Annotated in this window: 20 protein-coding genes, 1 tRNA gene and 1 pseudogene; 11 read left to right on the top strand and 11 right to left on the bottom strand. The window is 65.5% G+C overall.

Annotation, left to right across the window (positions count from 1 at the left end; translation table 11 throughout):
• Positions 1–172 precede the first annotated feature (172 nt).
• From ABDW49_RS16310 to typA, 5 genes are all read right to left on the bottom strand, one after another.
• On the bottom strand, positions 173–553 hold the full coding sequence (locus tag ABDW49_RS16310; RefSeq protein WP_343613110.1) for a hypothetical protein: 381 nt from the start codon (positions 551–553) through the stop codon (positions 173–175).
• Positions 554–1355: 802 nt separating this feature from the next.
• Positions 1356–2060: a hypothetical protein gene (locus tag ABDW49_RS16305; protein ID WP_343613108.1), complete on the bottom strand. Its 705-nt coding sequence runs from the start codon at positions 2058–2060 to the stop codon at positions 1356–1358.
• Positions 2061–2246: 186 nt separating this feature from the next.
• Entirely contained in the window at positions 2247–2492 is a 246-nt protein-coding gene (locus ABDW49_RS16300) for a hypothetical protein (protein WP_343613107.1), read from the bottom strand.
• A gap of 182 nt (positions 2493–2674) precedes the next feature.
• Positions 2675–3430 (bottom strand): DUF4019 domain-containing protein, encoded by a 756-nt coding sequence (locus ABDW49_RS16295; RefSeq protein ID WP_343613106.1) that lies wholly within the window; start codon positions 3428–3430, stop codon positions 2675–2677.
• A gap of 250 nt (positions 3431–3680) precedes the next feature.
• On the bottom strand, positions 3681–5510 hold the full coding sequence (gene typA / locus ABDW49_RS16290) for a translational GTPase TypA (RefSeq protein ID WP_343613105.1): 1830 nt from the start codon (positions 5508–5510) through the stop codon (positions 3681–3683).
• A gap of 323 nt (positions 5511–5833) precedes the next feature.
• On the opposite strand from typA, the gene ABDW49_RS16285 reads away from it, so the two are divergent.
• From ABDW49_RS16285 to ABDW49_RS16265, 5 genes are all read left to right on the top strand, one after another.
• On the top strand, positions 5834–8524 hold the full coding sequence (locus ABDW49_RS16285) for a TonB-dependent receptor (protein WP_343613104.1): 2691 nt from the start codon (positions 5834–5836) through the stop codon (positions 8522–8524).
• A 145-nt stretch (positions 8525–8669) separates the two neighbouring features.
• Positions 8670–9062, top strand: coding sequence for a DUF805 domain-containing protein (locus ABDW49_RS16280; RefSeq protein ID WP_343613103.1), 393 nt, complete (start codon positions 8670–8672; stop codon positions 9060–9062).
• 92 nt (positions 9063–9154) lie between these two features.
• Positions 9155–9559 carry a DUF805 domain-containing protein gene (locus tag ABDW49_RS16275; RefSeq protein WP_343613102.1) on the top strand — a complete coding sequence of 135 codons (405 nt, stop codon included), beginning with the start codon at positions 9155–9157 and terminating at the stop codon, positions 9557–9559.
• Positions 9560–9606: 47 nt separating this feature from the next.
• Positions 9607–10020: a DUF805 domain-containing protein gene (locus tag ABDW49_RS16270; RefSeq protein WP_343613100.1), complete on the top strand. Its 414-nt coding sequence runs from the start codon at positions 9607–9609 to the stop codon at positions 10018–10020.
• Positions 10021–10037: 17 nt separating this feature from the next.
• Positions 10038–10253 (top strand): hypothetical protein, encoded by a 216-nt coding sequence (locus tag ABDW49_RS16265; RefSeq protein ID WP_343613098.1) that lies wholly within the window; start codon positions 10038–10040, stop codon positions 10251–10253.
• Here the strand turns inward: ABDW49_RS16265 and ABDW49_RS16260 are convergent.
• The 3 genes and pseudogenes from ABDW49_RS16260 to ABDW49_RS16250 all read right to left on the bottom strand — a co-directional run bounded on the left by ABDW49_RS16260 (position 10250) and on the right by ABDW49_RS16250 (position 13546).
• The gene (locus ABDW49_RS16260) at positions 10250–11704 is read right to left on the bottom strand and encodes an FtsX-like permease family protein (RefSeq protein ID WP_343613096.1); all 1455 of its coding nucleotides are present in this window, start codon (positions 11702–11704) and stop codon (positions 10250–10252) included. The two genes, ABDW49_RS16265 and ABDW49_RS16260, sit on opposite strands and share 4 nt — an antisense overlap.
• A 151-nt stretch (positions 11705–11855) precedes the next feature.
• Positions 11856–11990, bottom strand: a pseudogene (locus tag ABDW49_RS16255) (hypothetical protein); the annotation flags it as partial.
• 797 nt (positions 11991–12787) lie between these two features.
• Positions 12788–13546, bottom strand: a complete 759-nt coding sequence (locus ABDW49_RS16250) for an ABC transporter ATP-binding protein (RefSeq protein ID WP_343614328.1) — start codon at positions 13544–13546, stop codon at positions 12788–12790.
• Between the two features lie 65 nt (positions 13547–13611).
• Between ABDW49_RS16250 and ABDW49_RS16245 the strand changes: the two genes are divergently transcribed.
• Together ABDW49_RS16245 and ABDW49_RS16240 are read left to right on the top strand one after the other, a co-directional pair.
• Complete coding sequence (locus tag ABDW49_RS16245; protein WP_343613094.1) at positions 13612–14316, top strand: arylesterase; 705 nt, start codon at positions 13612–13614, stop codon at positions 14314–14316.
• A gap of 434 nt (positions 14317–14750) precedes the next feature.
• Positions 14751–14918 carry a hypothetical protein gene (locus ABDW49_RS16240; RefSeq protein WP_343613093.1) on the top strand — a complete coding sequence of 56 codons (168 nt, stop codon included), beginning with the start codon at positions 14751–14753 and terminating at the stop codon, positions 14916–14918.
• 267 nt (positions 14919–15185) lie between these two features.
• Here ABDW49_RS16240 and ABDW49_RS16235 read toward each other — a convergent pair whose 3' ends face one another.
• Positions 15186–17297: a glycosyltransferase gene (locus ABDW49_RS16235; protein WP_343613091.1), complete on the bottom strand. Its 2112-nt coding sequence runs from the start codon at positions 17295–17297 to the stop codon at positions 15186–15188.
• 438 nt (positions 17298–17735) lie between these two features.
• On the opposite strand from ABDW49_RS16235, the gene ABDW49_RS16230 reads away from it, so the two are divergent.
• Both ABDW49_RS16230 and ABDW49_RS16225 read left to right on the top strand, forming a co-directional pair.
• Positions 17736–18776 (top strand): sugar phosphate nucleotidyltransferase, encoded by a 1041-nt coding sequence (locus ABDW49_RS16230; RefSeq protein ID WP_343613089.1) that lies wholly within the window; start codon positions 17736–17738, stop codon positions 18774–18776.
• A 28-nt stretch (positions 18777–18804) separates the two neighbouring features.
• Positions 18805–19632 (top strand): class I mannose-6-phosphate isomerase, encoded by an 828-nt coding sequence (locus ABDW49_RS16225; protein WP_343613087.1) that lies wholly within the window; start codon positions 18805–18807, stop codon positions 19630–19632.
• A gap of 246 nt (positions 19633–19878) precedes the next feature.
• Here ABDW49_RS16225 and recF read toward each other — a convergent pair whose 3' ends face one another.
• Positions 19879–20979, bottom strand: a complete 1101-nt coding sequence (recF, locus tag ABDW49_RS16220; RefSeq protein ID WP_343613085.1) for a DNA replication/repair protein RecF — start codon at positions 20977–20979, stop codon at positions 19879–19881.
• Positions 20980–21176: 197 nt separating this feature from the next.
• On the opposite strand from recF, the gene ABDW49_RS16215 reads away from it, so the two are divergent.
• Positions 21177–21368 (top strand): PspC domain-containing protein, encoded by a 192-nt coding sequence (locus ABDW49_RS16215; protein ID WP_343613083.1) that lies wholly within the window; start codon positions 21177–21179, stop codon positions 21366–21368.
• Positions 21369–21598: 230 nt separating this feature from the next.
• Here the strand turns inward: ABDW49_RS16215 and ABDW49_RS16210 are convergent, their stop codons facing one another.
• Entirely contained in the window at positions 21599–22342 is a 744-nt protein-coding gene (locus ABDW49_RS16210) for a queuosine precursor transporter (RefSeq protein WP_343613082.1), read from the bottom strand.
• A 122-nt stretch (positions 22343–22464) separates the two neighbouring features.
• Between ABDW49_RS16210 and ABDW49_RS16205 the strand changes: the two genes are divergently transcribed.
• Positions 22465–22541: transfer RNA gene (locus ABDW49_RS16205), tRNA-Arg, on the top strand.
• Positions 22542–22646 lie beyond the last annotated feature (105 nt).

Raw genomic sequence — 22646 nt, 5'->3', positions numbered from 1 at the left:
TACGTCATTTGGCGAGAGGGCAGCGCGGGAAGGGGTCCGTCAGCATGCGCCGCACAGGAAAAAGGCGCATGGTCCTCCCTTAAGGGAAAAGAGGACCATACGCCGAGTTTGGGGCGCCCTGCCGGGAGGGGAAGAGAAGGGCAGGGCGACCGAAGAGAGAAATCAGGCCGGCTTACCAGCCGCGGTGGTAGTAACGGTGACCCCAGTGGTCCCAGTAGTAACCGTCATGCCAGGCCCAGGGGCGGTAGTAGCCACCATAGTAATAGGGCGGGGGCGGAGGGGGAGGCGGCGCATAACCGTAACCATATTCAGCCGGGTAGTAGTAACGCGGGCGGCTGCTGTCGACGATCGCTGCACCCAGCGCCGCGCCGACGATGCCGCCGGCGATCACGGCGCCAGCGCCGCCACCGCCACGGTGCCAACCGCCGCGATAACCGCCACCCCAACCGGGGCGGGCTTCAGCGGTGGTGGCCATCAGGCCCGTCGCCGCCGTGGCGACCAGTGCTGCGGCCATCGTGGCCTTGCGCAGAGCTGTGCTGAACTTGACGTTCATCGTGTGTCTCCTTCGGCGGCCGGGCTGGAACCCCTGTTCGGCCCTTGGCGAGTCGCCGTGCTATGAAGCCGATATGGGCCTGCGCAACTGAACGAAAACGGGACGATGCTTGCAGCCGAGGTTCAGCTTCGACGAGCGGTGCATCGGTTGCGATATCCTACATCCGGCGCCGCGAGTCTGTCGCTGGGCCGCGCCTGGCTATCGATGGATGGCGCCGTACCCTGCGGGCATCGGGCAGGCAAAGAGGCCGATGCGGCACGCGCCCATGGCCGGACGGGTGCGAGGGCGCGCCTGCAGTCGCGAATGGCCGGATGAGGGCGCCCCCTCTCAAACTCCGGCTCGACCCTTTTCGCGTTTTACGGCGAGCCTCGGGGAAGGGCGGGCACGGGCTCGCAGATGAGCCGCCGCTTCGTGAGTCCCGAGGGCTGGGGAGGCGTTGCGGAAGTCCTCCGGCTGGTCGCCGTCCGGTCCCGCGCCGCATCGGCCCTGTGGTGTGACAGGCCCAGCTTCGGTCTGTCGGTTTGGGTGGATATAACCATATGGGTTATTTGTCAAGGTGGAGGGAAGGGAAGGAAGGTGCGAGGGGGTTACCCCCTCGCGCTCCCAGAACGTCTTCCGACGAAAGGGTGGTGGCGCCGGATCGTTGCGTTCAAACTCTCCACATGCGCTACCTAAGGCGCCGCAGGCATTCAATTTTCTGCCTGCGGCGCGGCAAGCTGGGCGCAAGGCCGAACCCGAAGCGCTGAGGCAGACATTAAAGGGAGCGCGAGGGTGTAACACCCTCGCATTTTCTCTTTTCTTCTTAAAACCGATACCCGGCTGTCAGTTGCAGGATCGGATAAACCTCATAATGGTCCATAACCCGCTGCAACCCCGCGCGCTGCGCTTCCAGCCGGCTTTCCGAGACGTTCATTCCCGTGGCGGTGAAGGGATAGACCCGCCCGGCGCCCATGAACATCGCGCCGGCCTCGATCCCCACCTTGATCCCGCGCCTGAGCGTGCCTGCGTAGCCGAAAGTCAGCGTGGGGGCGACGGAGGGGAAGTTGGCATAGCCCATCAGCGTGCCGGTGCGCGATGAGGTGTAGGTCACGCCGTCGACCACGACCACGCCGTTGAAGTTGGAGTTGGCGCGCAGCTTGTTGCGGTTCAGGCGCGCGCCGCCCGAGATGAAGAAGCCGCCGCCGAAGGGGCGAAAGTCCAGCATCAGTCCGCCCGAGCCGAGATGGGCCTGGCCTTGGTAGGGCAGGCCGCCGGAATCGAAGCTGTGCGAGATGTCGAGAAAGGTGATGTTGCCGCGCAGGCCGACATAGCGGTTGATGGCGTAGGACAGCTCCGGCCCGACGCCCAGCGTGCCGCCGGTGATGCCCATGTAGATCGGCGAGATATGCGGGGGTCTGGGCGTTTCGGCGGGGCGGGCTGGCTCGGTCGGGGGAGGGGCATCCTGGGCGAAAACGGGGAGGGGGAGAACAGTGGCAGCGGCATTGGTGGCGATCAGAAAGGTTTTCACAGTCACGCTCTTCACCCCCGTATTTTCACCAATATCCTTGATTTAGAAGGGGTTGGTGAAGGCTGGCAGATGAAGTTCCAATCATTCGGCGCCGGTGGGGTTCCCCATGTCGAGGGTATGAAGGCGCGCGTGACGGGGCAGACGCGATGGGCCGCCCCGGAGTGTCCATGAGCTGTGATGAGGGGGTTAGGGCTTGCGGCGGCCCCATTGCCATGTCGGCGGCTCGCCCTTGAACAGGCAGAGCGCCACCAGACCACCCGTCGCAACCGCGATGCCGAGGAAGGACAGGATGGGGCTGGCATTCCTGACGGCGTGGAAACCCAGAACGACCAGCAGATAGACGCCCAAACTGAGCCAGCCTTCCACTGAAACCGGGGTCCAGCCCCAGCCGAACAGTTTGCGCCGGAACCACAGTTTGCCTTGGGTCGACATGGCGGGGCCTTTGGTTCGGTTTTTGGTTTGGGGGTTTTATCATGTTTAGGGAGGGGGAAAAAGGAAGATGCGAGGGGGTTACCCCCTCGCGCTCCCATAACGTCTCCCGGCGCAAGGGCAGTGATTCCCCGTCCTTGCGTTTAAGCTCTCTGTCGTGATGAGTTATGTTGCCTTCGGCGGGTTTACTCCACTGTCACGCCCACCACGCGCCAGCGGCCATCTTCCTGATTGAGCGAGATCTTTTCCAGGGCGTCGGGTTTGTTGGCATAGTTCGTGCGGAATTTCACCACCTGATAGCCGTAGGGCGGGGCGGGCAGATTCTCTTCGCTGACGAAGGTGCGTGAGATCATCTTGCCCAGCGACTGGCGCATCTGTTGCGATGTCTTCGCCCAGACCTGCGGGGTGTTCAGCTTGCGGAAGGACTTGCCGGTGGCCTGATAGCTGGCGTCCCATTTGTCCTGATCGACCAGCGCCAGCCATTGGCGTGCGGTTTCGGCAGTCTCTGAATGGGCGGCTTCGGCGGTGGGTGCGGGCGCCGTGGTATCGAGCTGAGCCATGGGGGTGAGGGCCAGAAAGGCGAGAAGAAGTGTCATGAGCAGAACTCCGGGGATGATCCAGAAGGGGCGATTTGCCCGCCCCGCGCCGCTGATCGGCGCCTGCTGTTCATCCGCCTCGGGGTGCTGCGCGTCCTCCCCGATTTGTGTGTCCCCAAGAGAATTGGGGGCTGTTTCGCCTTCCTTTTCCAGCAGCAGGCGCGCGGCTTCGCGGCTGCTGGAGACGGTCATCTTGCGGCGTGCGTCGCGCAGCCTTTCATTGACGGTATGGACCGAGAGATCGAGGCTGCGGGCGATCGACTTGGCATCATGGCCCCGCACCATCAGGCGCAGGGTCTGCCGTTCCTTTTCGGTGAGGCCCCAGACATCATCTTGCGTCAACATGGCCAAGGCTTTCGGGTGAGGGCGGGGGCACGACAACCCCCAAAAATTTGTACCAGCCCCAAAGCGCCGCAGGCAATCCCCAAACAATCCCATCAAACGAGGCGAACGCTGCGGAACGGGCACAACGCAGACAGTTATGGGAGCGCGAGGGGGTAACCCCCTCGCACCTTCTCTCTTCAATCCCCTTCAAAACAAAAAGGCCGGAGGTTTCCCCCCGGCCTTCCTGCGATCGTTCAACCGCTGCGAACTCTTACGAGTCCTTGCGGCGGCTGGCCTTCTTGCGCTCGTTGGGGTCGAGCTCGGCCTTGCGGATACGGATGTTCTTGGGGGTCACTTCGACCATCTCATCGTCGTCGATGTAGGCGATAGCCTGCTCCAGCGTCATCACCTTGGGGGGCGTGAGGCGGACGGCGTCGTCCTTGCCGCTGGCGCGGAAGTTGGTGAGCGCCTTCGACTTCATCGGGTTGACTTCGAGGTCTTCGGGCTTGGCGTTCTCGCCGATGATCATGCCTTCGTACAGGGCCTCGCCCACGCCGACGAACAGGATGCCGCGCTCTTCGAGCGGGCCCAGCGCGTAGGCATTGGCTTCACCGGCGCCGTTCGAGATCAGCACGCCGTTCTTGCGGCCTTCGATCTTGCCCTTGTGGGGGCCGTACTTGTCGAACAGGCGGTTCATGATGCCCGTGCCGCGCGTGTCGGACAGGAATTCACCGTGGTAGCCGATCAGGCCGCGCGAGGGGGCGATGAAGCTGATGCGGGTCTTGCCGCCGCCCGAGGGGCGCATGTCGGTCATTTCGCCCTTACGCAGCGCCATCTTTTCCACGACGGTGCCCGAGAACTCATCGTCCACGTCGATCAGGACGCTTTCGTAGGGCTCGGTCTTGCCGCCGTTCTCGTCGGTGCCGAACAGCACGCGGGGACGGCTGATGCCCAGCTCGAAGCCTTCGCGACGCATGGTCTCGATCAGCACGCCGAGCTGGAGTTCGCCGCGACCGGCGACCTCGAAGCTGTCCTTGTCGGCCGATTCGGTGATCTTGATGGCCACGTTCGATTCGGCTTCACGCTCCAGGCGGTCGCGGATCATGCGGCTCGTCACCTTGGTGCCCTCGCGGCCCGCCATCGGCGAGTCGTTCACGGCAAAGCGCATCGACAGGGTCGGCGGATCGATCGGCTGGGCCTTGATCGGCGTGTTGACCGAGGTGTCGGCGATGGTGTTGGCCACGGTGGCGATGGTCAGACCAGCCAGCGAGATGATGTCACCGGCCTTGGCCTCGTCCACGGGCACGCGGTCCAGACCACGGAAGGACATGATCTTGGAAGCGCGGCCGGTTTCGATGACCTTGCCGTCGGCGTCCAGCGCATGGATCGCCTGGTTGGTCTTGACGACGCCCGAGGTGACGCGGCCGGTCAGCACGCGGCCCAGGAAGTTGTCGCGGTCCAGCAGGGTCACCAGGAAGGTGAAGGGCGCATCGACTTCCAGCGCCGGCGGCGGCACGTGATCGACGATCTTCTGGAACAGCGGGGTCAGCGTGCCCTCGCGGCGGTTCATGTCATCGCTGGCGTAGCCGTTGCGGCCCGAAGCGTAGAGCACGGGGAAGTCGAGCTGCTCATCCGAAGCGTCGAGCGAGACGAACAGGTCGAAGACCTCGTCCAGCACTTCCTGGATGCGCTCGTCGGGGCGGTCGACCTTGTTGACGACGACGATGGGCTTGAGGCCCAGCGCCAGCGCCTTGCCGGTCACGAACTTGGTCTGCGGCATGGCGCCTTCCGACGAGTCGACCAGCAGCACAACGCCATCGACCATCGAGAGGATGCGCTCCACCTCGCCGCCGAAGTCGGCGTGGCCGGGGGTGTCGACGATGTTGATGCGCGTGCCTTCCCACTCGATCGAGGTGGGCTTGGCCAGAATGGTGATCCCGCGCTCCTTTTCGAGATCGTTGCTGTCCATCGCGCGCTCTTCCACGCGCTGGTTGTCGCGGAAGGTGCCGGACTGGCGGAAGAGCTGGTCGACCAGCGTGGTCTTGCCGTGGTCAACGTGAGCGATGATCGCAATGTTGCGAAGCGGAAGCGGGGCGGACATCAACAGGTCTTTCCGTAAAGAGGGGGCGGGCCCGTTCCGGCACGCCTTTCTGGCATCGGTCATGATGCGGCTTTTGCACCGCACAATTCTGGCGCGCCCCTAGTCCAAAAGCGCGTGGAGGGCAAGGCATGTGCGGGCGGTCGCGGCGGCGATGGCGCGCGCGAGTGTCCCAAAACTGCCACAGCGTGCCCGCATTGCGGGAAAAAGCACGGTGGCCCGAGGGTTTGGGCCGCATTGGCCATTGAGATTAAACCATACGCTAATTAACACGGGCCAGGATGAACAGGACAAAAACAAGCGCCCTGTGGGGCCGGGACGCAAAGATGATGAACAGTAACACGGTTGAGGGCGAGGCTGGAGCAAGGAAGACGGGCGGTATCGCCGCGTCGCTGATGCGCCTGCGCGGCGTTTTGCTGGCGGGCGGGGCGCTGGGGCTGATCGCGCCGGGGCTGGCGCATGCCGCCGCGCTGCAGCCGCCAGCCGAAGCCCAGCCCGCACCGGCCGAGGCCGCGCCGCCGCCCGCGAGCGCCGAGGCTCCCCCTGCAGAGGCCGAGGAAGCGCCCCCCGCGCCGCCGCCCGCCGCCGGGGAGGGCAGCGGCAATGAAATCCTCGTCACCGCCACCAAGCGCGAGCAGACGCTGCAGAATGTGCCCGTGGCCGTCACCGTCACCTCCGCCGAGACATTGAACCGCGCCAAGATCCGCGACATCGCCGATCTGGCCAGCGTGGTGCCCTCGCTGCGGGTGAACGAGCATCAAAGCTCGGCCAACACGGCCTTTTTGATCCGCGGCTTCGGCAATGGCGACAACAATGCGGGGGTCGAGCCCAGCGTCGGCGTCTTCATCGATGGCGTCTACCGCTCGCGCAGCGCGGCGCAGATCGCCGACTTCCCCGATGTCACCCAGGTCGAGGTGTTGCGCGGGCCGCAATCGACGCTGTTCGGCAAGAATGCCAGCGCGGGCGTGGTCTCGATCTCTACGCAGGAGCCGCAGTTCAAGACCCAGGGCTCGGCCGAGCTGTCCTATGGCAATTACAATGCCTTCGTGGCCAAGGCGAACCTGACGGGCAAAGTGGCGGAGAATCTGGCCGCCTCGATCGCGGGCGGCTACAACCGGCGCGACGGTTACGTCTATGACGCGGGGACGAACAGCAAGACCAACAACCGCAACCGCTGGTATGTGAAGGGCCAGTTGCTTTATGCCCCCGCCACCGGCCCGCGCGTGCGGATCATTGGCGATTACGGCAAGATCGACGAATTGTGCTGCGCCACGATGAATCTGCAGCCCAGCGCCACCACGGCGGCGATCCAGGCCATCGGCGGCAAGGTGAACCCGGCCAGCGATCCCTATTCGACGCTCTACAACAATCTGAAATCGACCAACAACATCACCAATTTCGGCATTTCGGGCCAGATCGACGACAATCTCGGCCCGGTGAAGCTGACCAGCATCACCGCCTGGCGCAAGAGCATCAACCACAACAATCAGGACAGCGATTTCACCAGCGCCGACCTGCTCAGCCGCAATGCCGCCGATGTCTATATCCGCACTTTCACGCAGGAATTTCGTGCCAATCTGGCGCTGGGCGATTTCGTGAACCTGCTGGGCGGCGCCTCCTATTTCAACGAGAAGATCGACCAGACCGGGCAGCTTTTCTACGGCAATGATTTCCGCAATTATGCCAATGTGTTGACGCAGCAGCAGTCGGGCGGGGCCTTCAGCCTGCCGGCGGTGGAAAATCTGCTCGGCGCGCTGTCGGGCAATCCGGGGCTGTACAGCGGGCGCTTCTTCCAGTCGGGCACCGGGCTGAACGAGGCCTATGCGCTCAAGGATGAGGCTTTCTCGATCTTTGGCCAGGCCGATGTGAAGTTCGGCAAGATCACCGTCACCGGCGGCATCAGCTACACCCATGATGCCAAGCGTTTTTCCACCAATGTGGTGAGCAATGACGTCTTCTCGGGCCTCAATCTGGCTGCTTTCGTGCCCGGCGCGACGCAGGTGCTGGCCGCGCAGGGCGTGCCCAATGCCGGGGCGGTGGCGCAGCAACTGATGGCGCTGCACGGGCTGCAGGTGATGCCGCCCTTCCTCAACGTGCCCAATGCGGTCGAGCCGGGCCATGTCGCCGATGGCAATGTCAGCTACACCGGGCGGCTGGCCTATCAGCTTAACTCACATATCAACCTCTATGGTTCCTATGTGACGGGCTGGAAGGCGGCTTCGGTCAATCTGTCGCGCGACAGCCGCCCGGCGCTGGCCGATGCTCCGGCGATTGCGGCGGCGGGTCTGGCGCTCAACAATCTGACCTATGGCAGCCGCTATGCCCTGCCGGAGAACTCGCGCTCGCTGGAATTCGGGCTCAAGGCCAATTGGGGCATCGCCACCGCCAACATCGCGGTGTTCCACCAGACGATCAAGAACTTCCAGACCAACCAGTTCGACGGCACCGGCTTCGCGCTGCTCAATGCCGAGAAGGAATCGGTCTTCGGTTTCGAGTTCGAGGGCAGCGTCCATGTCAGCCCCGAGCTGACGATCAGCGAGAGCCTGACCTATCTGCGGCCCAAGTACGACAGCTTCGTCAACTCCAGCTTCGGCGATATTTCGGGCAGCACGCCGGCGGGCATTCCGCCGATCTCCTCGACCGCCGTGCTGGCCTGGGATCACCCCTTCGCCAATGGCCATCACCTGATCTTCCGGGGCGACTGGCATTATGAGGCCCCGACCCAGATCGAGGACGGCCTGCCCGGCTTCATCACCACCAATCCGCTGACCGGGGCGGTGGTGAACTATCAGACCGGCATCGCCGCCGCCCGCGCCTTCAAGCGCGAGGTGAGCGAGATCGACGCCTCGCTGAGCTGGAAACTGCCGCGCGGGCTGGAGCTGAGCGTGTGGGGCCGCAACCTGACCGACCAGCGCTACATCAACATCGTGTTCGACAGCCCTGCGCAGGCCGGTTCGGTCTCGGGCTATCCCAATCAGCCGCGGACTTACGGCGTGTCGGCTCTGTACAAGTTCTGAGCGGCCTTCCAGCACACGCAATCGTTATTCTGTCGAAAAGCAGGGTGTTTTCCTTAAACATCCTGCTTTTTGTTTGCGCATTCTTTGATCCTTGGGCAGCATCCGCGCCACCAAGCTTTCGAAGAGAATGCCCCCCATGGAATGGATGCTGTTACCGTATAAGCGTTATGCCGATTTCAGTGGCCGGTCGAGCCGCAAGGAATTCTGGATGTTCGTGCTGTTTCTGGTGATCGTGACGCTGGCGCTGGTCAGTGCCGCGGTGATCGTCAGTCCGCACGGCGCGAAAAATCATGGTGCCGGGCTGGTGTTTTTTGCCGCGCTGGGCCTGTTCTGGCTGGGCTCGCTGGTTCCCTATATCGCGGTGCATGTGCGGCGCTTCCACGATCAGGACCGGTCCGGCTGGTTCTATCTGCTGGGCGCCATCCCCTATATCGGCGGCGCGGTGATCCTGTTCTTCATGGTCCGCCCCGGCACGCCGGGCCCGAACCGTTTTGGTGACGATCCGCTCGATCGCGGGTTGATCACCGTTTTTAGCTGATCCGAAGGTCTTTTTCTGCTGCCCCCTGCTGCGTTACCCGGAAGCGGCGGTCCTCGCATGACACTCAAATTCGCCAAACAAGGAGAGTTCGCATGGAATGGATGATCTTGCCCTACAAGCGCTACTTCGATTTCGCCGGGCGATCGCAGCGCAAGGAATACTGGATGTTCGTGCTGCTGGGCGTGATCGTTCAGCTCGTGCTGGATGGCGGGCTGGGCGGCAGCTATTCGGTGCTGCTGGGCTTTCGCTCCACGCCCAATTTCGCGGCCACGGCGCTCAGCGGGCTGTTCGGTCTGGTCTCGATCATTCCCTCGCTGGCGGTCGGCATCCGCCGCCTGCATGACACCGACCGTTCGGGCTGGTGGCTGCTGATCGGCCTGATCCCGCTGGTGGGCACGCTGATCCTGCTCTATTTCGTGGTGAGCGACGGCACGCCCGGCCCCAACCGCTTCGGTGAAGACCCCAAGGGTCGCGGTCTGGCGACGGTGTTCAGCTAAGCCAAGGTAAGGGGGCCGCAATGGCCCCCTTTTTGCAAGGATAGGCCATGAACCTGCTGCACTGGGCGCTGCTGCCCTATCGCCGCTATGCGCAGTTCGGCGGGCGCTCGATGCGGATGGAATTCTGGCTGTTCCATCTCTTCACCAGCCTCACCAATCTGGCGCTCGATCTGCTGCTGGGCGGGGATTTTGCCGTGGGGCTGGGCCTGCGGGCCGAGCCGACCATGCTGGGCAATGCGGTGACGGCGATCTTCAGCATCGGCTCGATCGTGCCGACCTTCGCGGTGACGGCCCGGCGGCTGCATGACACCAACCGCTCGCAATGGTGGATGGCGCTGTTTTTCGTGCCGATTCTGGGCTGGCTGGTCCTGCTGATCTTCGAATGTCAGGAGGGTACCCAAGGCCCCAACCGCTTTGGCGAAGACCCGAGGGACGGCGGGTTGAGCGCCGTCTTCAGCTAGGCGCGGGAGAGTACAGGATGCGCGGCATAAGGTTTGAGAGGCTGCTGTTCTGGCTTCATGCCGTGGCCGCCGCCGCGATGACCGGCTTTTCCATGTGGCAGGAAGCGCATCACCGGCCCTGGGGGAGGGCCTTTGGGGTGGCGATCCTTGGTCTGATGGTCTTGGCTCTGTGGCGCGACCGCTTGCGCAAGGACCGCCAGCGCAGCGAGCAGGTGCAGGAGCCTTTCCTCTAAAGCTCCCGCAGCACCCGCGCGGGTCTGGCCCGCAGCAGCGGCAGCGATCCGGCAAAGGCAAAGCCCAGCACCACCGCCAGACCGGCTCCCAGCACCAGCAGCACATGCGGCCAGTCGGGCAGGAAGTCGAAGCTGAACAGCTTTACCACCACCAGCCAGCCCAGAGCGCTGCCCAGCGCCAGCGCGACCAGCGCCAGAAGTCCGGCCAGCAGGCCGTATTCGGCCATCTGCAGCGCCAGCAACTGCCCCCGGCTGGCGCCCAGCACGCGCAGGATGGTGTTGTCATAGAGCCGCGAGGCCCGCGCCGCCGCGATGGCGCCGATCAGCACCGCGATCCCCGCCAGCACAGCGATGCTCGCGGCGGCAAGAATGGCGGTCGAGACCTGACCCAGCAGATCGCGCGCCGCGCTCAGCAGCGGGCCGACCTCCACCACCGATGTGCCGGGCAGCACCTTGGTCAGCCGCGCCAGCAGCGCGCCCTTCACAGCGCCGGATTTGTGCGAAGGGTCCAGCCCGATGGTGGCCGCCAGCTTGTAGGGAGCCCCGGCCAGCGCGCCGGGCGAGAAGACCAGCACATAGTTGAAGCCGAAACTGTCCCAGTCGATGCGGCGGAAGGAGGTGACCGTCGCGCTGCGCTCCACCCCCAGCAGGCCGATGGTGATGCTGTCGCCGATGTGCAGGCCGATGGCTTTGGCCAGCTTCTCATCCACCGAGACCTGCGGCTGGTCCTGATTGGCGGGCGTCCACCAGCGGCCTTCGGTCACCGTGTTGCCCTCGGGCACGTCGGCGCTGAAGGTCAGGCCGCGCTCGCCCTTGAGCGCCCAGGCATCGTCGGGGATCGCTTTCAGATCGGCGACGCGGGTGGGGGCATTCTGCGGTCCATAGCTCAGGATCGCGCCGCGCAGCGCGGGCACGGTGCGGATATGCGCGCCCGGAGCGGTGGCGCTCACGGCCTGCGTGAAGGTGCCGAGTTGGTCGGGCGGCAGGTCGACTGCGAAATAGTCGGGCGCCTTGGCGGGGACGCGGCGGGCGATGTTGGCGTCGAGGCTCGACTGCACCACCGCCAGCAGCACGAAGGCCGAAAGGCCAAAGCCCAGCGCCGTCACCAGACGGCCCGTCTGCGCGCCGGGGCGGTGCAGATTGGCCAGCGCCATGCGGGCAATGGGGTCGCGCGGACGCGGCAGCCGCGCCGCCAGAGCGCGCAAACCCCAACCCAAAGCGCCCAGCAGCGCGAAGCTGCCCACGGCGCCCGCGATAAACAACGCGGTGGTGCGGATGTTGGCCGATCCCGCAAAGGCCAGCGCGACAATCGCCACCAGCCCCAGCGCCACCGGCACCACGGCGGCGCGGTTCCAGCGCCGTCCGGCGCCTGCCACCCTTGCGCGCATCAGCGCCATGGCGGGGAAATCCCGCGCGGCGGCCAGCGGCGGGGCGGCGAAGACCAGCGCCACCAGCAGGCCCCAGCCTCCGGCGCGGCTCAGCGCGAGGGGGGGAGAGGATCAGCCCCTCATCGACCGGCAGCACGCCCGACAGCGCATGGGTAAGCAGCGGCACGACAGCGGTGCCCACCACCAGCCCGGCGAGGCTTCCGGCCAAAGCGGCAGCGGCAATCTGCGCCACATAGATCCGCGCGATATCGGCGGAGGTGGCGCCCAGCACTTTCAGCGTCGCGATCGCCTGACGCCGGGCCTCAAGGTAGCTCGCCGTGCCGCCGCCGATGCCAAGCCCGGCGATCATCAGCGCGGCCAGCCCGACCAGATCGAGGAAATCGCCCATGCGGCCGATGAAATTCTCGGCGCCTGGCGCGGCATTGTCACGGGTGCGGATGTCGATGCCCGAGCTGGGGAGCTGTGCTTTCAGCCTGTCGGCAATGGCCTGAGCATCGCAGCTTTGCGGGCAGGCCATGCGGGTGCGGGTGCGCATCATCGCTCCGGGTGCGTCCAGCCCGGCGCGATGAGGGAAGCCCGCGTCGGTGATGATCGTGGGGCCCAGCGCAAAGCCTTCCGACAGGCGGTCGGGCTCATCCTCGATGATGCCCAGCGCGATCAGGCTCTGCCCGGCGATGGTGAAATGCTGGCCCGGCGCGATGCCGAGGCGCTGCGCCGCGCCATCCGAGAGCCATGCGCCCCCCGGCGGCGGCGCGCCGACCAGCCGCCCGCCGACCAGCTTGAGCCGACCGACCAGCGGCCAGTTCTGGTCCACGGCCTTCAGCTCGATGGGGGCGGTGGTGTCGCCGAAGCTGGCCATGGCCTGCATCCGGCTGCCCTGCGACAGCCTGCCGTAACGCCCCAGCGCCGCGCTTTCCTGAGGTGAGAGCGGGCGCTGCCACAGGGTGAACTGCACGTCTCCGCCCAGAGTCTGGCGGCCCTTGGTGGCAAGGTTATGGTTGATGGTGGCGGTCAGCGTGCCGGTGGCGGCCAGCGCCCCCACGCCCAGAAACAGGCAGGCCAGCAGCAACCGCAAGCCCCGGAAACGCGCCGAAAGATCGCGCCGCGCCAGCCGCCATGCCATCGACCATGACATTGTGGCATCGCTCATAGCGTGCGGTCGTGGCTGGCGTGGAGGTTTTCGCTGGCGTGGTGCGGATCGTTCAGGCTGTCGCTGGCGATATGGCCGTCGGAGAGGCGAATGATGCGCTGGGCGCGGGCGGCCAGCGCCTCGTCATGGGTGATGATGACCAGCGTGGCCCCGCTCTCGGCGCGGCGGGCGAAGAGCAGCTCGATGATCGCCTCGCCGGTGGCATGGTCGAGGTTGCCGGTGGGCTCGTCCGCGAAGATCAGCGTGGGGCGGGGGGCCAGGGCGCGGGCGATGGCCACGCGTTGCTGCTCGCCGCCCGACAGTTGCGTCGGGTAATGGGTGAGGCGATGCGTCAGACCGACGGCGGCCAGTTCCTCGCGGGCGCGGGCCTCGGCGTCGGGCAGGCCGGCCAGTTCCAGCGGGGTCATGACGTTTTCCAGCGCCGTCATGGTGGGCAGCAGGTGGAAGGCTTGCAGCACCACGCCGATGCGGCCCCGGCGCGCGCGGGCGAGGGCATCTTCATCGAGTTGCGAGAAATCCTGCCCGGCCACGATCAACTGCCCGCCGCTGGCGCGTTCCAGCCCGGAGAGCAGCGCCATCAGCGACGATTTGCCCGAGCCCGATGGCCCCAGCAGCGCCACGACCTGCCCCTGCGGGACGCTCAGCGACACGCCGTGGAGGATCGCCGTCGCCTCCGCGCCTTGCCCCAGGGTGAGGGTGAGATGGTTCGCCGTGATGGCGGGCTTGCTTTCCGGGGCGTTCGTCACAAGATGGATATGGCGCGCGGGTGGCCGGGCGACAAGGTGCTGCGGCGCACAATTATGGTCAGGCTTTTGGAAAGGTGCAGGTTTTGCGGCAGGTTCAGGTGATGGGCGCAGCGGCGCTGGCGATGACGGCGCTGCTGGGCGGCTGCGGGCAGAAGGATGCGGGCGCCACGGTCAGTGCGCAGGACAGTGCTGTTTCGGCGCCTGCCGCGGTGCCTCAGGCGAAGGGGCCGCATATCGTCGCGCTGGGCGACAGCCTGTTGGCCGGTTACGGCATCACCCCGCCCGAGGCCTATCCCGCAAGGCTGGAGGCGGCGCTGCGGGCTCAGGGCATCAACGCCACCGTCACCAATGCAGGGGTTTCGGGCGACACCACCGCCGATGGTCTGGCGCGCATCGACTTCACCCTGGGCGGGCAAAAGCCCGATCTGGTGCTGATTTCGCTGGGCGGCAACGATATGCTGCGCGGGCTCTCGCCCCAGCAGGCGCGGGCCAATCTGGATGGTATTCTCACCAAGCTGGATGAGAAGAAGATCCCGGTCGTGCTGCTGGGCATGATGGCCGCGCCCAATATGGGGGCCGCCTATGCCAAAGCCTTCGATCCGATCTATCCCGATCTGGCGAAAAAGCACCATGCCGCTTTGGTGCCGCTGTTCGTGGCGTCGATCAACGGCAAGGAGGGCATGCAGCTTCCCGACCATATCCATCCGACCCCTGCGGGCGTGGAAGCGATGGTGAAAGCGACGATCGGGACGGTGAAGGACGCCCTGCCCAAAGGGTGAGGGGCGGCGCCGAAAATCCGGTTGAGCCCGATGTTCAAACAGACTCTTAAACGTTTTAGACAGGCCGTCGAATGCCGCCGAAACGGTGTTAAATAAGATCAACAATTTACATCGCGGCTACTAGCATTATCAGGGCAATACGATAAGTTACGGCTCTGGACTGTAACGCTCCCATGTTGATGTCCGCATGTTGTGTATCCGGATCGAGTGCGATCCGATCCGGATACACAATTCGTAACACACACATAAAAGACATAATGTTACTGGAGAGGTGACCGTGCCGCATCCCGCTTTATTGGCGGCGGGCTGGGTAGCTCTATGCATTATGGCCAAAATCCGCAGTGATACGATCCGCAGTGAAAGGAAGCCCGCTTATGGCATCCAATCCTTCAGACGGCATGGAACCGGCAAAGCGCAAGGAGGGGGGCGTAAGGATGACGCATGCCGATCTCCATGAGGTGAGCTGGAAGGCGCAATTGCTGGCTCAGGCCGCACGCTCGGCGCTGGGGGCGATGGATATCCCCGGCGCGGCGGTTGCCGAGGCCGAGGCGATGATGGATCTGCTGTGGCGGCTGGGGGTCCGGCCCTGCGAGGAGGAGTGATGGAAGGGGAAAAGGGAAATCTTGAGGGCCTCAGGCCCTCAAACTCCCGTTACGTCTTCCGACGAAAGGGCAGTTGCACCCGATCCTTGCGCCTTACCTCTCCGCCCCCGCAGGGAACTGCTGCCTGCGGCGCCGCGTCGTTGCTCTTTGGCCGAACCCTTGGCGCTACGTAGACATTAATGGGAGCGCGAGGGCCCGGAGCATGTCTCTTGAGACATGCGACCAACAAAGACTCCCCCCTCGCATTGTCTCTTCTTCTTCAACCCTTCACAGCCGCAACGTATACCGCTCGCTCTGCCGATCCAGATAACGGTGATGCAGGGGATCGCGGAACGTATCGGTCCCCCACCGACTGCGCAGCATGGCCAGTTCGCCCTCATGGCTGACACGGCGGCGGGTGAAGGGCTTGTCGTGGTGCAGCAGCACGGCTTCGGGCACATAGATGTTGCGCAGCCCGGCGCCTTGCAGCCGCAGGCACAGGTCGACATCGTGCCAGGCGTTGGCGAAGGCCTCCTCATCCAGCCCGCCGACGCTTTCGAAGGCCTGCCGGTCGACCAGCAGGCAGGCGCCGCTGACGGCGGTGGCCTGACGGGTGACATGGGCCTGCGCGAAATAGCCCGGCTGGCCGTCGGGCTGCAGGTGATGCGCGTGGCCCGCGCCCTCGCCAAGCCCCAGCACCAGCCCGGCGTGGCGGATGGTGCCGTCATAATGGAGCAGCTTGGCGCCCACGGCACCCACGCCCTCGCGCCGGGCGTGGCGCACCATGGAGGTCAGCCAGAGGTCGTCGAGCGCCTCGACATCGGGGCTCATCAGGCAGAGGAAGCGCCCTTGCGCCGCCCGCGCCGCGCGGTTGAGCAGCGCGGCGGTGGAGGGCGCATCGGCCAGACGCAGCACGGTGACGCGCGGATTCTGGGCGATGCGGGTGAGATAGCGCTCCATATCGGGGCCGGGCATGCCGTGGCTGGCGATCACCACATGGCGCTGCGCATAGCGGGTGGAGCCCAGCAGGCTGAGCACGCAGCGGCGCAGCGGCTCGGCCTGCTGCCCGGCGGGGATGAGGATGCTGACGGGCTCGGGCTGGTCGGGCAGCGGCCAGGCGATGCGATGCGTGCCCCATGGGCCCGGCGCGATGGCGGCGCCTTCACCCTCCAGATGGCGGGCCAGCGCGGCGAGGCGCGCGGCGTGGCGGGCGCTGGTGACGGGCAGGCCGCCCATCGGCAGCGGGCTGGGCTGGGGGGCTTCGGGCTGCGGGGCCTCGACGGCGGGGGTTTCGGGCGGCACCGGGAAGGCGGGTGTCGGGAAGGTCGTGGTCGGCTCGACGGGCAGCGGGATGATGGCGTCCTCAGCCGGAGCGGGCGCCGGTTCGTCGGGCGTTTCGGCGGGGGTTTCAGCGGGGTCTAGGGCGCTTTCGGGGCGGATGGTCTCGCGCTCGTCCTCGCGGCTGATCTGGGCGAGGATATGCGGCACATGCACCACGCTGGCGCCCGCCTGCATCATGGCGCGCAGCAGCACGGTGTAGGTCGCGGCCTCGGCCAGAGCGGGGGGCAGCGGCAGGGCCTCGGTCAGGTGATGGGCGCGGATCAGGCAGATCTGGCTGATATAGTCCTGCGAGAGGAACATCGCCGGGTTCCACGCCGGTTTGAACCAAGGGCCGCGCCTTATGCCCAGCAGGCCGGTGTGATCATGGTCGCCATAGAGCACGTCCGCCTCCGGATCGTCCTGCAAGGCCTCGGCAAAGTGGTAGAGCGCGGTGGGGGCCAGCCGCGTGCCGGCGGCCAGCGGCACGATATGGCCGCCGCTGGCCGCCTGCATGCCGATGGAGAGCGCCTGCGCCACATTGGTGGCGCGGCTGGGGGCCAGCACCAGCCGGGGCACATCGATCGCCAGCGGCGGCTGGGCGGCGTGCGACTGGATCAGCACCAGCTCCCACTGGCGATAGACCTGCTGGCTGAGCGCGGTGATGCAGCGTTCGAAGGCACCTGCCGACACCCCCGGCTCCTGATAGAGCAGCACGGTGATGCGTGGATGGCTCTGCCAGCCCGCGATGGTCTGGGCGGCCTGGGCGAGGGTCTTGTCGCGCCGCTCCACCGTGTCGATCCAGACCTGATAGGCATGGGCGGAGGGCGCCGCGCCGACATGGGATGAGGCCTGGTTTTCACCAGCCGCTTGTGCCAATCCGGTGTAAAGCGAGGGGGCCGCGCCCGCCCGCAGGTGGCGATGGGCGCGCGGCGCCTGCCCCCTGACGTACCAGAACAGCGCCTGAGTCGCCTGACGCGGGCGCCAGAGCAGCGTGCGAAAGAATGCGCCGTAAAAGCTCATGCTGCTGTTGATCCGCCACGAACGGGTGAAGACAATCGCTGCATCGCACACATTCGACATGCCGACAATTGTGTAGCCTCGATGGTGCCCGTCTGTTTGCGGGACAGATTTTTTTATGCGTCTCGTGTCGCGCTGCAGCAAGATGAGTGCAGCGCCATTGAAAAAGCGGGGGGCACTTTGTGTGCAGGGGCACATCGGCGCCGTCAATGGCGGATGGTCTGATCCGTTCCGGAGGTGTGACGAAGCGAGGCATAAGGGGTATCACGGAGGCGTTGGCGGCGAAAAACCGCGAATCCGGGCGGGTGCGTCGCAGCAAATCTTTCGTTTGAAGGCGCCTATTTGGAACAAAAACTCCCCGAATTTCATCCCTCTGGACCTTGCGGAGGACGCGAAACTTTGCTGCAAGAGCGAATGAGCCGTGTTAAGTGTGGTTGCGTGGACCAGAATGGATGGTCCGATGCAGGCCGCGCCTGATCGTGAACCTCACCGAGGAGCATTTTGACGATGATTACCCCAGTGGTTCTGTGCGGAGGAAGCGGGACACGCCTGTGGCCGCGCAGCCGGGCTGCCAAGCCCAAGCCTTTCCTGCCGCTGGTGGGCGACCGCACGCTGTTCGAGGCAGCGCTGCACCGCGCCGCCGATCGCGGCATCTTCGCGGCTCCGATCATCGTGACCGGCAAGGCGCATCTGGGCCATGTCGAGAGCCAGCTTGCCCTCGCGCCGGACGCCGGCGTGGTGGTGGAGCCTTCCGCGCGCAACACCGCTGCCGCCATCGCGCTGGCCGCGCTGCGCCTGCCTGAGGACGCCGTGATGCTGGTGTGCCCCAGCGATCACCATATCGGCAATCCCGAAGCCTTCGTCGAAGCCGCGCGCCGGGCCGAGGCGCTGGCGCAGCAGGGCTGGCTGGTGGCCTTTGGCATCGCCGCCACCGCGCCGGAAACCGGCTTTGGCTATGTGAAGCAGGGTGAGGAAATCGTCGGCTCGGGCGGCTACAAGGTCGACCGTTTCGTCGAAAAGCCCGATCTGGAACGCGCCATGCAGTTCCTGAGCGAAGGCACCTACAGTTGGAACGGCGGCATCTTCGCCTTCCGCGCGGGCGACTATCTGCGCGAGCTGGAAGCCCATCGCCCCGACATCGCCGCCGCCGTGCGCGAAGCCGTGGCGCAGGGCCATGAGGATGGCCACCGCTTTCACCCCCATGCCGACCTCTTTGCCGCCGTGCCCAGCGAATCGATCGACTATGCGGTGATGGAAAAGACCCAGCGCTCCGCCGTCGTGCCCGCCGCCATGGCGTGGAGCGACATCGGCAACTGGCACGCCCTGTGGGAAGCGCGTGATCGCGACGCCGCAGGCAACAGCGTCATCGGCAAGGCGGAACTGGTGGGGTGCCGCAACGTTCTGGTTGAGAGCGACGGCGCGCATGTCTCGGTGATCGGGCTGGAGGATGCCATCGTCGTGGTCGACGGCCCCGATGTGATGATCACCTCGGTGGCGGGCGTGCAGAAGGTCGGCAAGCTGCATGGCGCGGCCAATCAGTGAACCGACAGAATTTAATGGAGAACGACCGGTGAGCATCGTGGCACTTCAGGGCGAACTGCCCGTCAAGCTGGTCGACAAGCCCTGGGGGCGGACCGATCTGCCGCCGCCCTTCACCGCGCCCGATGGCCGCCAGATCGGCGAACTGTGGTTCGAGCCGCCTGCCGCCCTGCCCGAACTGCTGGTGAAATACATCTTCACCAGCGACAAGCTCTCGGTGCAGGTCCACCCCAGCGACGAGCAGACGCTGGCCAAAGGTTTGGGCAAGCAGGGCAAGGAAGAATGCTGGTTCGTGCTGGCCGCCGAGCCGCACGGCAAGCTGGGCATCGGTTTCCGTGAGCCGATCAGCCACGAAGCGATGCGCGCCGCCGCGCTGGACGGCAGCATCGAGGACATGCTGGTCTGGCACGAGGTGAAGGCCGGCGATTTCTTCTACATCCCCGCCAACACCGTCCATGCCATCGGTGCGGGCGTGACCGTGGTGGAAGTGCAGCAGAACAGCGACATCACCTATCGCCTCTATGACTATGGCCGCCCGCGCGAGCTGCATCTCGACGATGGCATCGCCGTGTCGCTGGGCGAGGTTTACGACCTGTCGCGCTGGCACAAACACCTTGGCGAGCATGGCACGGTGGAACTGGTCGACGGGCCCTATTTCCGGCTGGACCGGGTTGAGGGCGTGCCCAGCGCGGATCTGGCAGCGCGCTATGGCGACAAGCCGGTGCTGGTCGCGCCGCTGAAGGGCGATGTGCATGTCGGAGGCGAGGTGATCGCGCCGGGTGGTTGCGCGCTGGCCATGGGGCTGGGGCGTGCCAGCTTTGTCGATGACGGGCTGGCGCTGGTGATGCAGCCGGTTTGATTTTCAAGGGATAAAGGGAAGGTGCGAGGGGGGGACCCCCTCGCGCTCCGATTTTTTGTCGGTGTTGCGCCAAGGGTTCGGTCTTGGCGCTGGGTTTGCCGCGCCGCAGGCTTCAAACATACATAAAGCGCCGGGGCTAGTGCCTGCGGCGCTTTCTGGTGCGCAGGTGGAGAGGTCGCGCGCAAGGATCGGGCACCACTGCCCTTGCACCGGGAGACGTAACGGGAGTTTGAGGGCCTAAGGCCCTCAAGATTTCCCTTCTTCCTCCCCTTGAAGACCCCCTTCGGCAATCTGCCAGACCGCAGGTTCCGACAACCCCTCAAACGGCTCCGGCTCGGTTCCGGTCATCCAGACCTGAGCGCCATTCGCCGCCAGCCGCTCGAACAGGGCCCCGCGCCTGACGGGATCGAGATGCGCCGCCACCTCATCCAGCAGCAGCAACCTTGGCAGGCCGGACACCGCCGCACCCGACAATTCGCAATGCGCCAGCGTGATCGCGATCAGCATGGCCTTCTGCTCGCCGGTCGAGCAATCGGCGGCGGGCTGGTTCTTGGCGGCCATGGTCACCAGCATGTCGTCGCGGTGGGGGCCGGTCAGCGTGCGCCCGGCGGCGCGGTCACGCGGGCGCGAGGCGGCCAGCGCGGCGGCCAGATCGTCGCGCTCCAGCGGGCCGCCGGGGGCGTGGGCAAGGATGGGGCGGGCGAAGGGCGCGTCGGGCAGGCGGGCGAGGATGTCGTTCAGGCGCTCGATCAGGCGGGCGCGGGCTTGCGCGACGGCGGCGCCGGCCTCGGCCAGTTGCGCCTCGATGGCGTCGAGCCACTGGCGGTCGGGCGTGGCGGGCAGGGATAGCAGGCGGTTGCGCTCGGTGAGCGCGCGTTCGAGGTGCGAGGAGGCGCGGGCATGCGCCGGTTCCACCGCCAGCACCATGCGGTCGAGGAAGCGGCGGCGGGCCGAGGGGCTGTCGGTGAAGAGGCGGTCCATCGCCGGCGTCAGCCAGAAGATCGAGAGATGCTCGCCCAGCGCGACGGCGGGCGTGTCCGCGCCGTTGACGCGCAGGATGCGGCGGCCCGGCTTGTCGGGGCTGGTGCCGGTGCCGATGCGTAAGGGCTCTCCACCGGGCAGCACAAGATCGGCGGCGACCGCGAAGGAGCCGTCTCCGCCTTGCCCCGCCATGTCGGGCAAAGCGGCGCGGCGCAGGCCCCGGCCCGGCGCGAAAAGGCTGATCGCTTCGAGCACGTTGGTCTTGCCCGCGCCGTTCTCTCCCAGCAGCAGGTTGAACGCCCGCGCGCCGCTGAGCGCGGTGTTGCGGTGGTTGCGGAACCAGGCGAGGCGGATGCGGTCAAGCATGGGCGGGCTGTAACGGGGTTGGCGGGCGGGCGCTATGGTGGAATTTTTGCCAAACTTTGGGGAAATGCGCGGTGAGGTTTGGGGCTCGGTGACGGATTTGCGCGGTTTTCGGCGTTTGGCACGGGTGTTGCGATGGTGGTTGCATCGCCGGGCGGAATGGTTCGCCAGGCTCCAGACATTGTTAAAGGGGTATCATCATGGCTCTTCCGCAGCGCAAATCCTTCGCTCTCAGCCGTTCCAACCGCAAGCTGCTGGGTGTCTGTTCGGGGCTTTCGGAGTATTTCGATCTCGATGTGACGCTGGTGCGGATCGCGTTTGTTTTGGCCACTTTTCTGGGGGTTGGCGCGCCGGTGCTGATCTATCTGGTGGCGGCTTTGATCGCGGATTAAGTTGTTTCAAGAAAAGGGAAATGCGAGGGGGTTACCCCCTCGCGCTCCCATTAATGTCTACATAGCGCCAAGGGTTCGGCCTTGCGTAACGGCGCAGCGCCGCAGGCCTTGTTCCCTGCGGGGCGGAGAGGTTGGGCGCCTGGTTTCGTCCAGTCACCGTCCTTTCGCCGGGAGACGTAATGGGGGTGCAGGGGGCGTAACGCCCCCTGCTTATTCCCTTCAAAACCTTCTTAAACCTTCGCGCTGAACGGCGTGAAATTGGTGTGTGTATCGAACACGTCCACGCCCTCGGCGCGTTTCAGGAAGCCCACGACGAAATAGGTCACCGGCGTCAGGATTACTTCCCAGCTCACTTTCAGCGCCCAGTTCGTCACCAGCACCTTCACCACCAGCGCGGGCGTCCAGCCCGAGGCTCCCAAAAACGCCAGCGGGTAGAACACCAGACTGTCCACCGCCTGGCCCACCACCGTCGAGCCGATGGTGCGCGTCCACAGCTTCTCGCCCTTGGTCCAGACCTTCATGCGGGCGAGGACAAAGCTGTTGGCGAACTCCCCGAACCAGAAGGCGCAAACGCTGGCAAAGACGATGCGCGGCACTTGCCCGAACACGGCGTCATAGGCCGATTGCCCGGTCCAGTCGGGGGCAGGGGGCAGGGTGACGACCACCCATGACATGAACGCCATGAACAGCAGCGCGACAAAGCCCACCCACACGCAGCGGCGCGCGCGGGCGTAGCCATAGACCTCGGTCAGGATGTCGCCGATGAGATAGCCCAGCGGGAAGAACAGGATGCCCGCGCCAAAGGGCCAGTCGCCGATCAGCGGCAGGTCGACCTTGGCCACCTTGCCCGCGCCCAGCACGTTGGAGAGCAGCAGGATGGCGACAAAGGCTGCCATCACGAAGTCGAAATAGCGCATGGGTTTGTGAGTCAGATCGCTCGCCTCGACGGTGTGGAGGTGGGTCTGGTCGGTCATGCGGGGCTCCGGCAAGGGGCAATTGGGGTGATGGTGGTGAAAAACCACAGTAACCACCTTTGCGCGGGGGGCAAGACATGGCTATGGGAGGGGCGAGCCGGATGCTTCATCCGGTCTGGTGTGCGCCCATAGCTCAGTTGGATAGAGCACGAGCCTTCTAAGCTTGGGGCCGCAGGTTCGAATCCTGCTGGGCGCACCACCTCACGTCCAGCATCTTGCCGCAATGCGCGTCGCAAGATGCTTAGGACTTGCCCTGGCGTCAAAAAGCTTATGCCACCCGGTTTGCACCGCCCGGAGGTGTTTG

It is taken from the genome of Novosphingobium sp., assembly GCF_039595395.1.
In the GTDB taxonomy this organism is placed as follows: Bacteria; Pseudomonadota; Alphaproteobacteria; order Sphingomonadales; family Sphingomonadaceae; genus Novosphingobium.
This window is presented reverse-complemented; position numbering and strand designations above follow the sequence as displayed.

Coding starts and splice junctions, on each gene's coding strand:
- ABDW49_RS16300 (WP_343613107.1), bottom strand. CDS start 2,492: ATGTCGACCCAAGGCAAACTGTGGTTCCGGCGCAAACTGTTCGGCTGG.
- ABDW49_RS16295 (WP_343613106.1), bottom strand. CDS start 3,430: ATGTTGACGCAAGATGATGTCTGGGGCCTCACCGAAAAGGAACGGCAG.
- typA (WP_343613105.1), bottom strand. CDS start 5,510: ATGTCCGCCCCGCTTCCGCTTCGCAACATTGCGATCATCGCTCACGTT.
- recF (WP_343613085.1), bottom strand. CDS start 20,979: ATGCTTGACCGCATCCGCCTCGCCTGGTTCCGCAACCACCGCAACACC.
- ABDW49_RS16310 (WP_343613110.1), bottom strand. CDS start 553: ATGAACGTCAAGTTCAGCACAGCTCTGCGCAAGGCCACGATGGCCGCA.
- ABDW49_RS16240 (WP_343613093.1), top strand. CDS start 14,751: ATGACGCATGCCGATCTCCATGAGGTGAGCTGGAAGGCGCAATTGCTG.
- ABDW49_RS16270 (WP_343613100.1), top strand. CDS start 9,607: ATGAACCTGCTGCACTGGGCGCTGCTGCCCTATCGCCGCTATGCGCAG.
- ABDW49_RS16215 (WP_343613083.1), top strand. CDS start 21,177: ATGGCTCTTCCGCAGCGCAAATCCTTCGCTCTCAGCCGTTCCAACCGC.
- ABDW49_RS16275 (WP_343613102.1), top strand. CDS start 9,155: ATGGAATGGATGATCTTGCCCTACAAGCGCTACTTCGATTTCGCCGGG.
- ABDW49_RS16285 (WP_343613104.1), top strand. CDS start 5,834: ATGATGAACAGTAACACGGTTGAGGGCGAGGCTGGAGCAAGGAAGACG.
- ABDW49_RS16210 (WP_343613082.1), bottom strand. CDS start 22,342: ATGACCGACCAGACCCACCTCCACACCGTCGAGGCGAGCGATCTGACT.
- ABDW49_RS16235 (WP_343613091.1), bottom strand. CDS start 17,297: ATGTCGAATGTGTGCGATGCAGCGATTGTCTTCACCCGTTCGTGGCGG.
- ABDW49_RS16265 (WP_343613098.1), top strand. CDS start 10,038: ATGCGCGGCATAAGGTTTGAGAGGCTGCTGTTCTGGCTTCATGCCGTG.
- ABDW49_RS16280 (WP_343613103.1), top strand. CDS start 8,670: ATGCTGTTACCGTATAAGCGTTATGCCGATTTCAGTGGCCGGTCGAGC.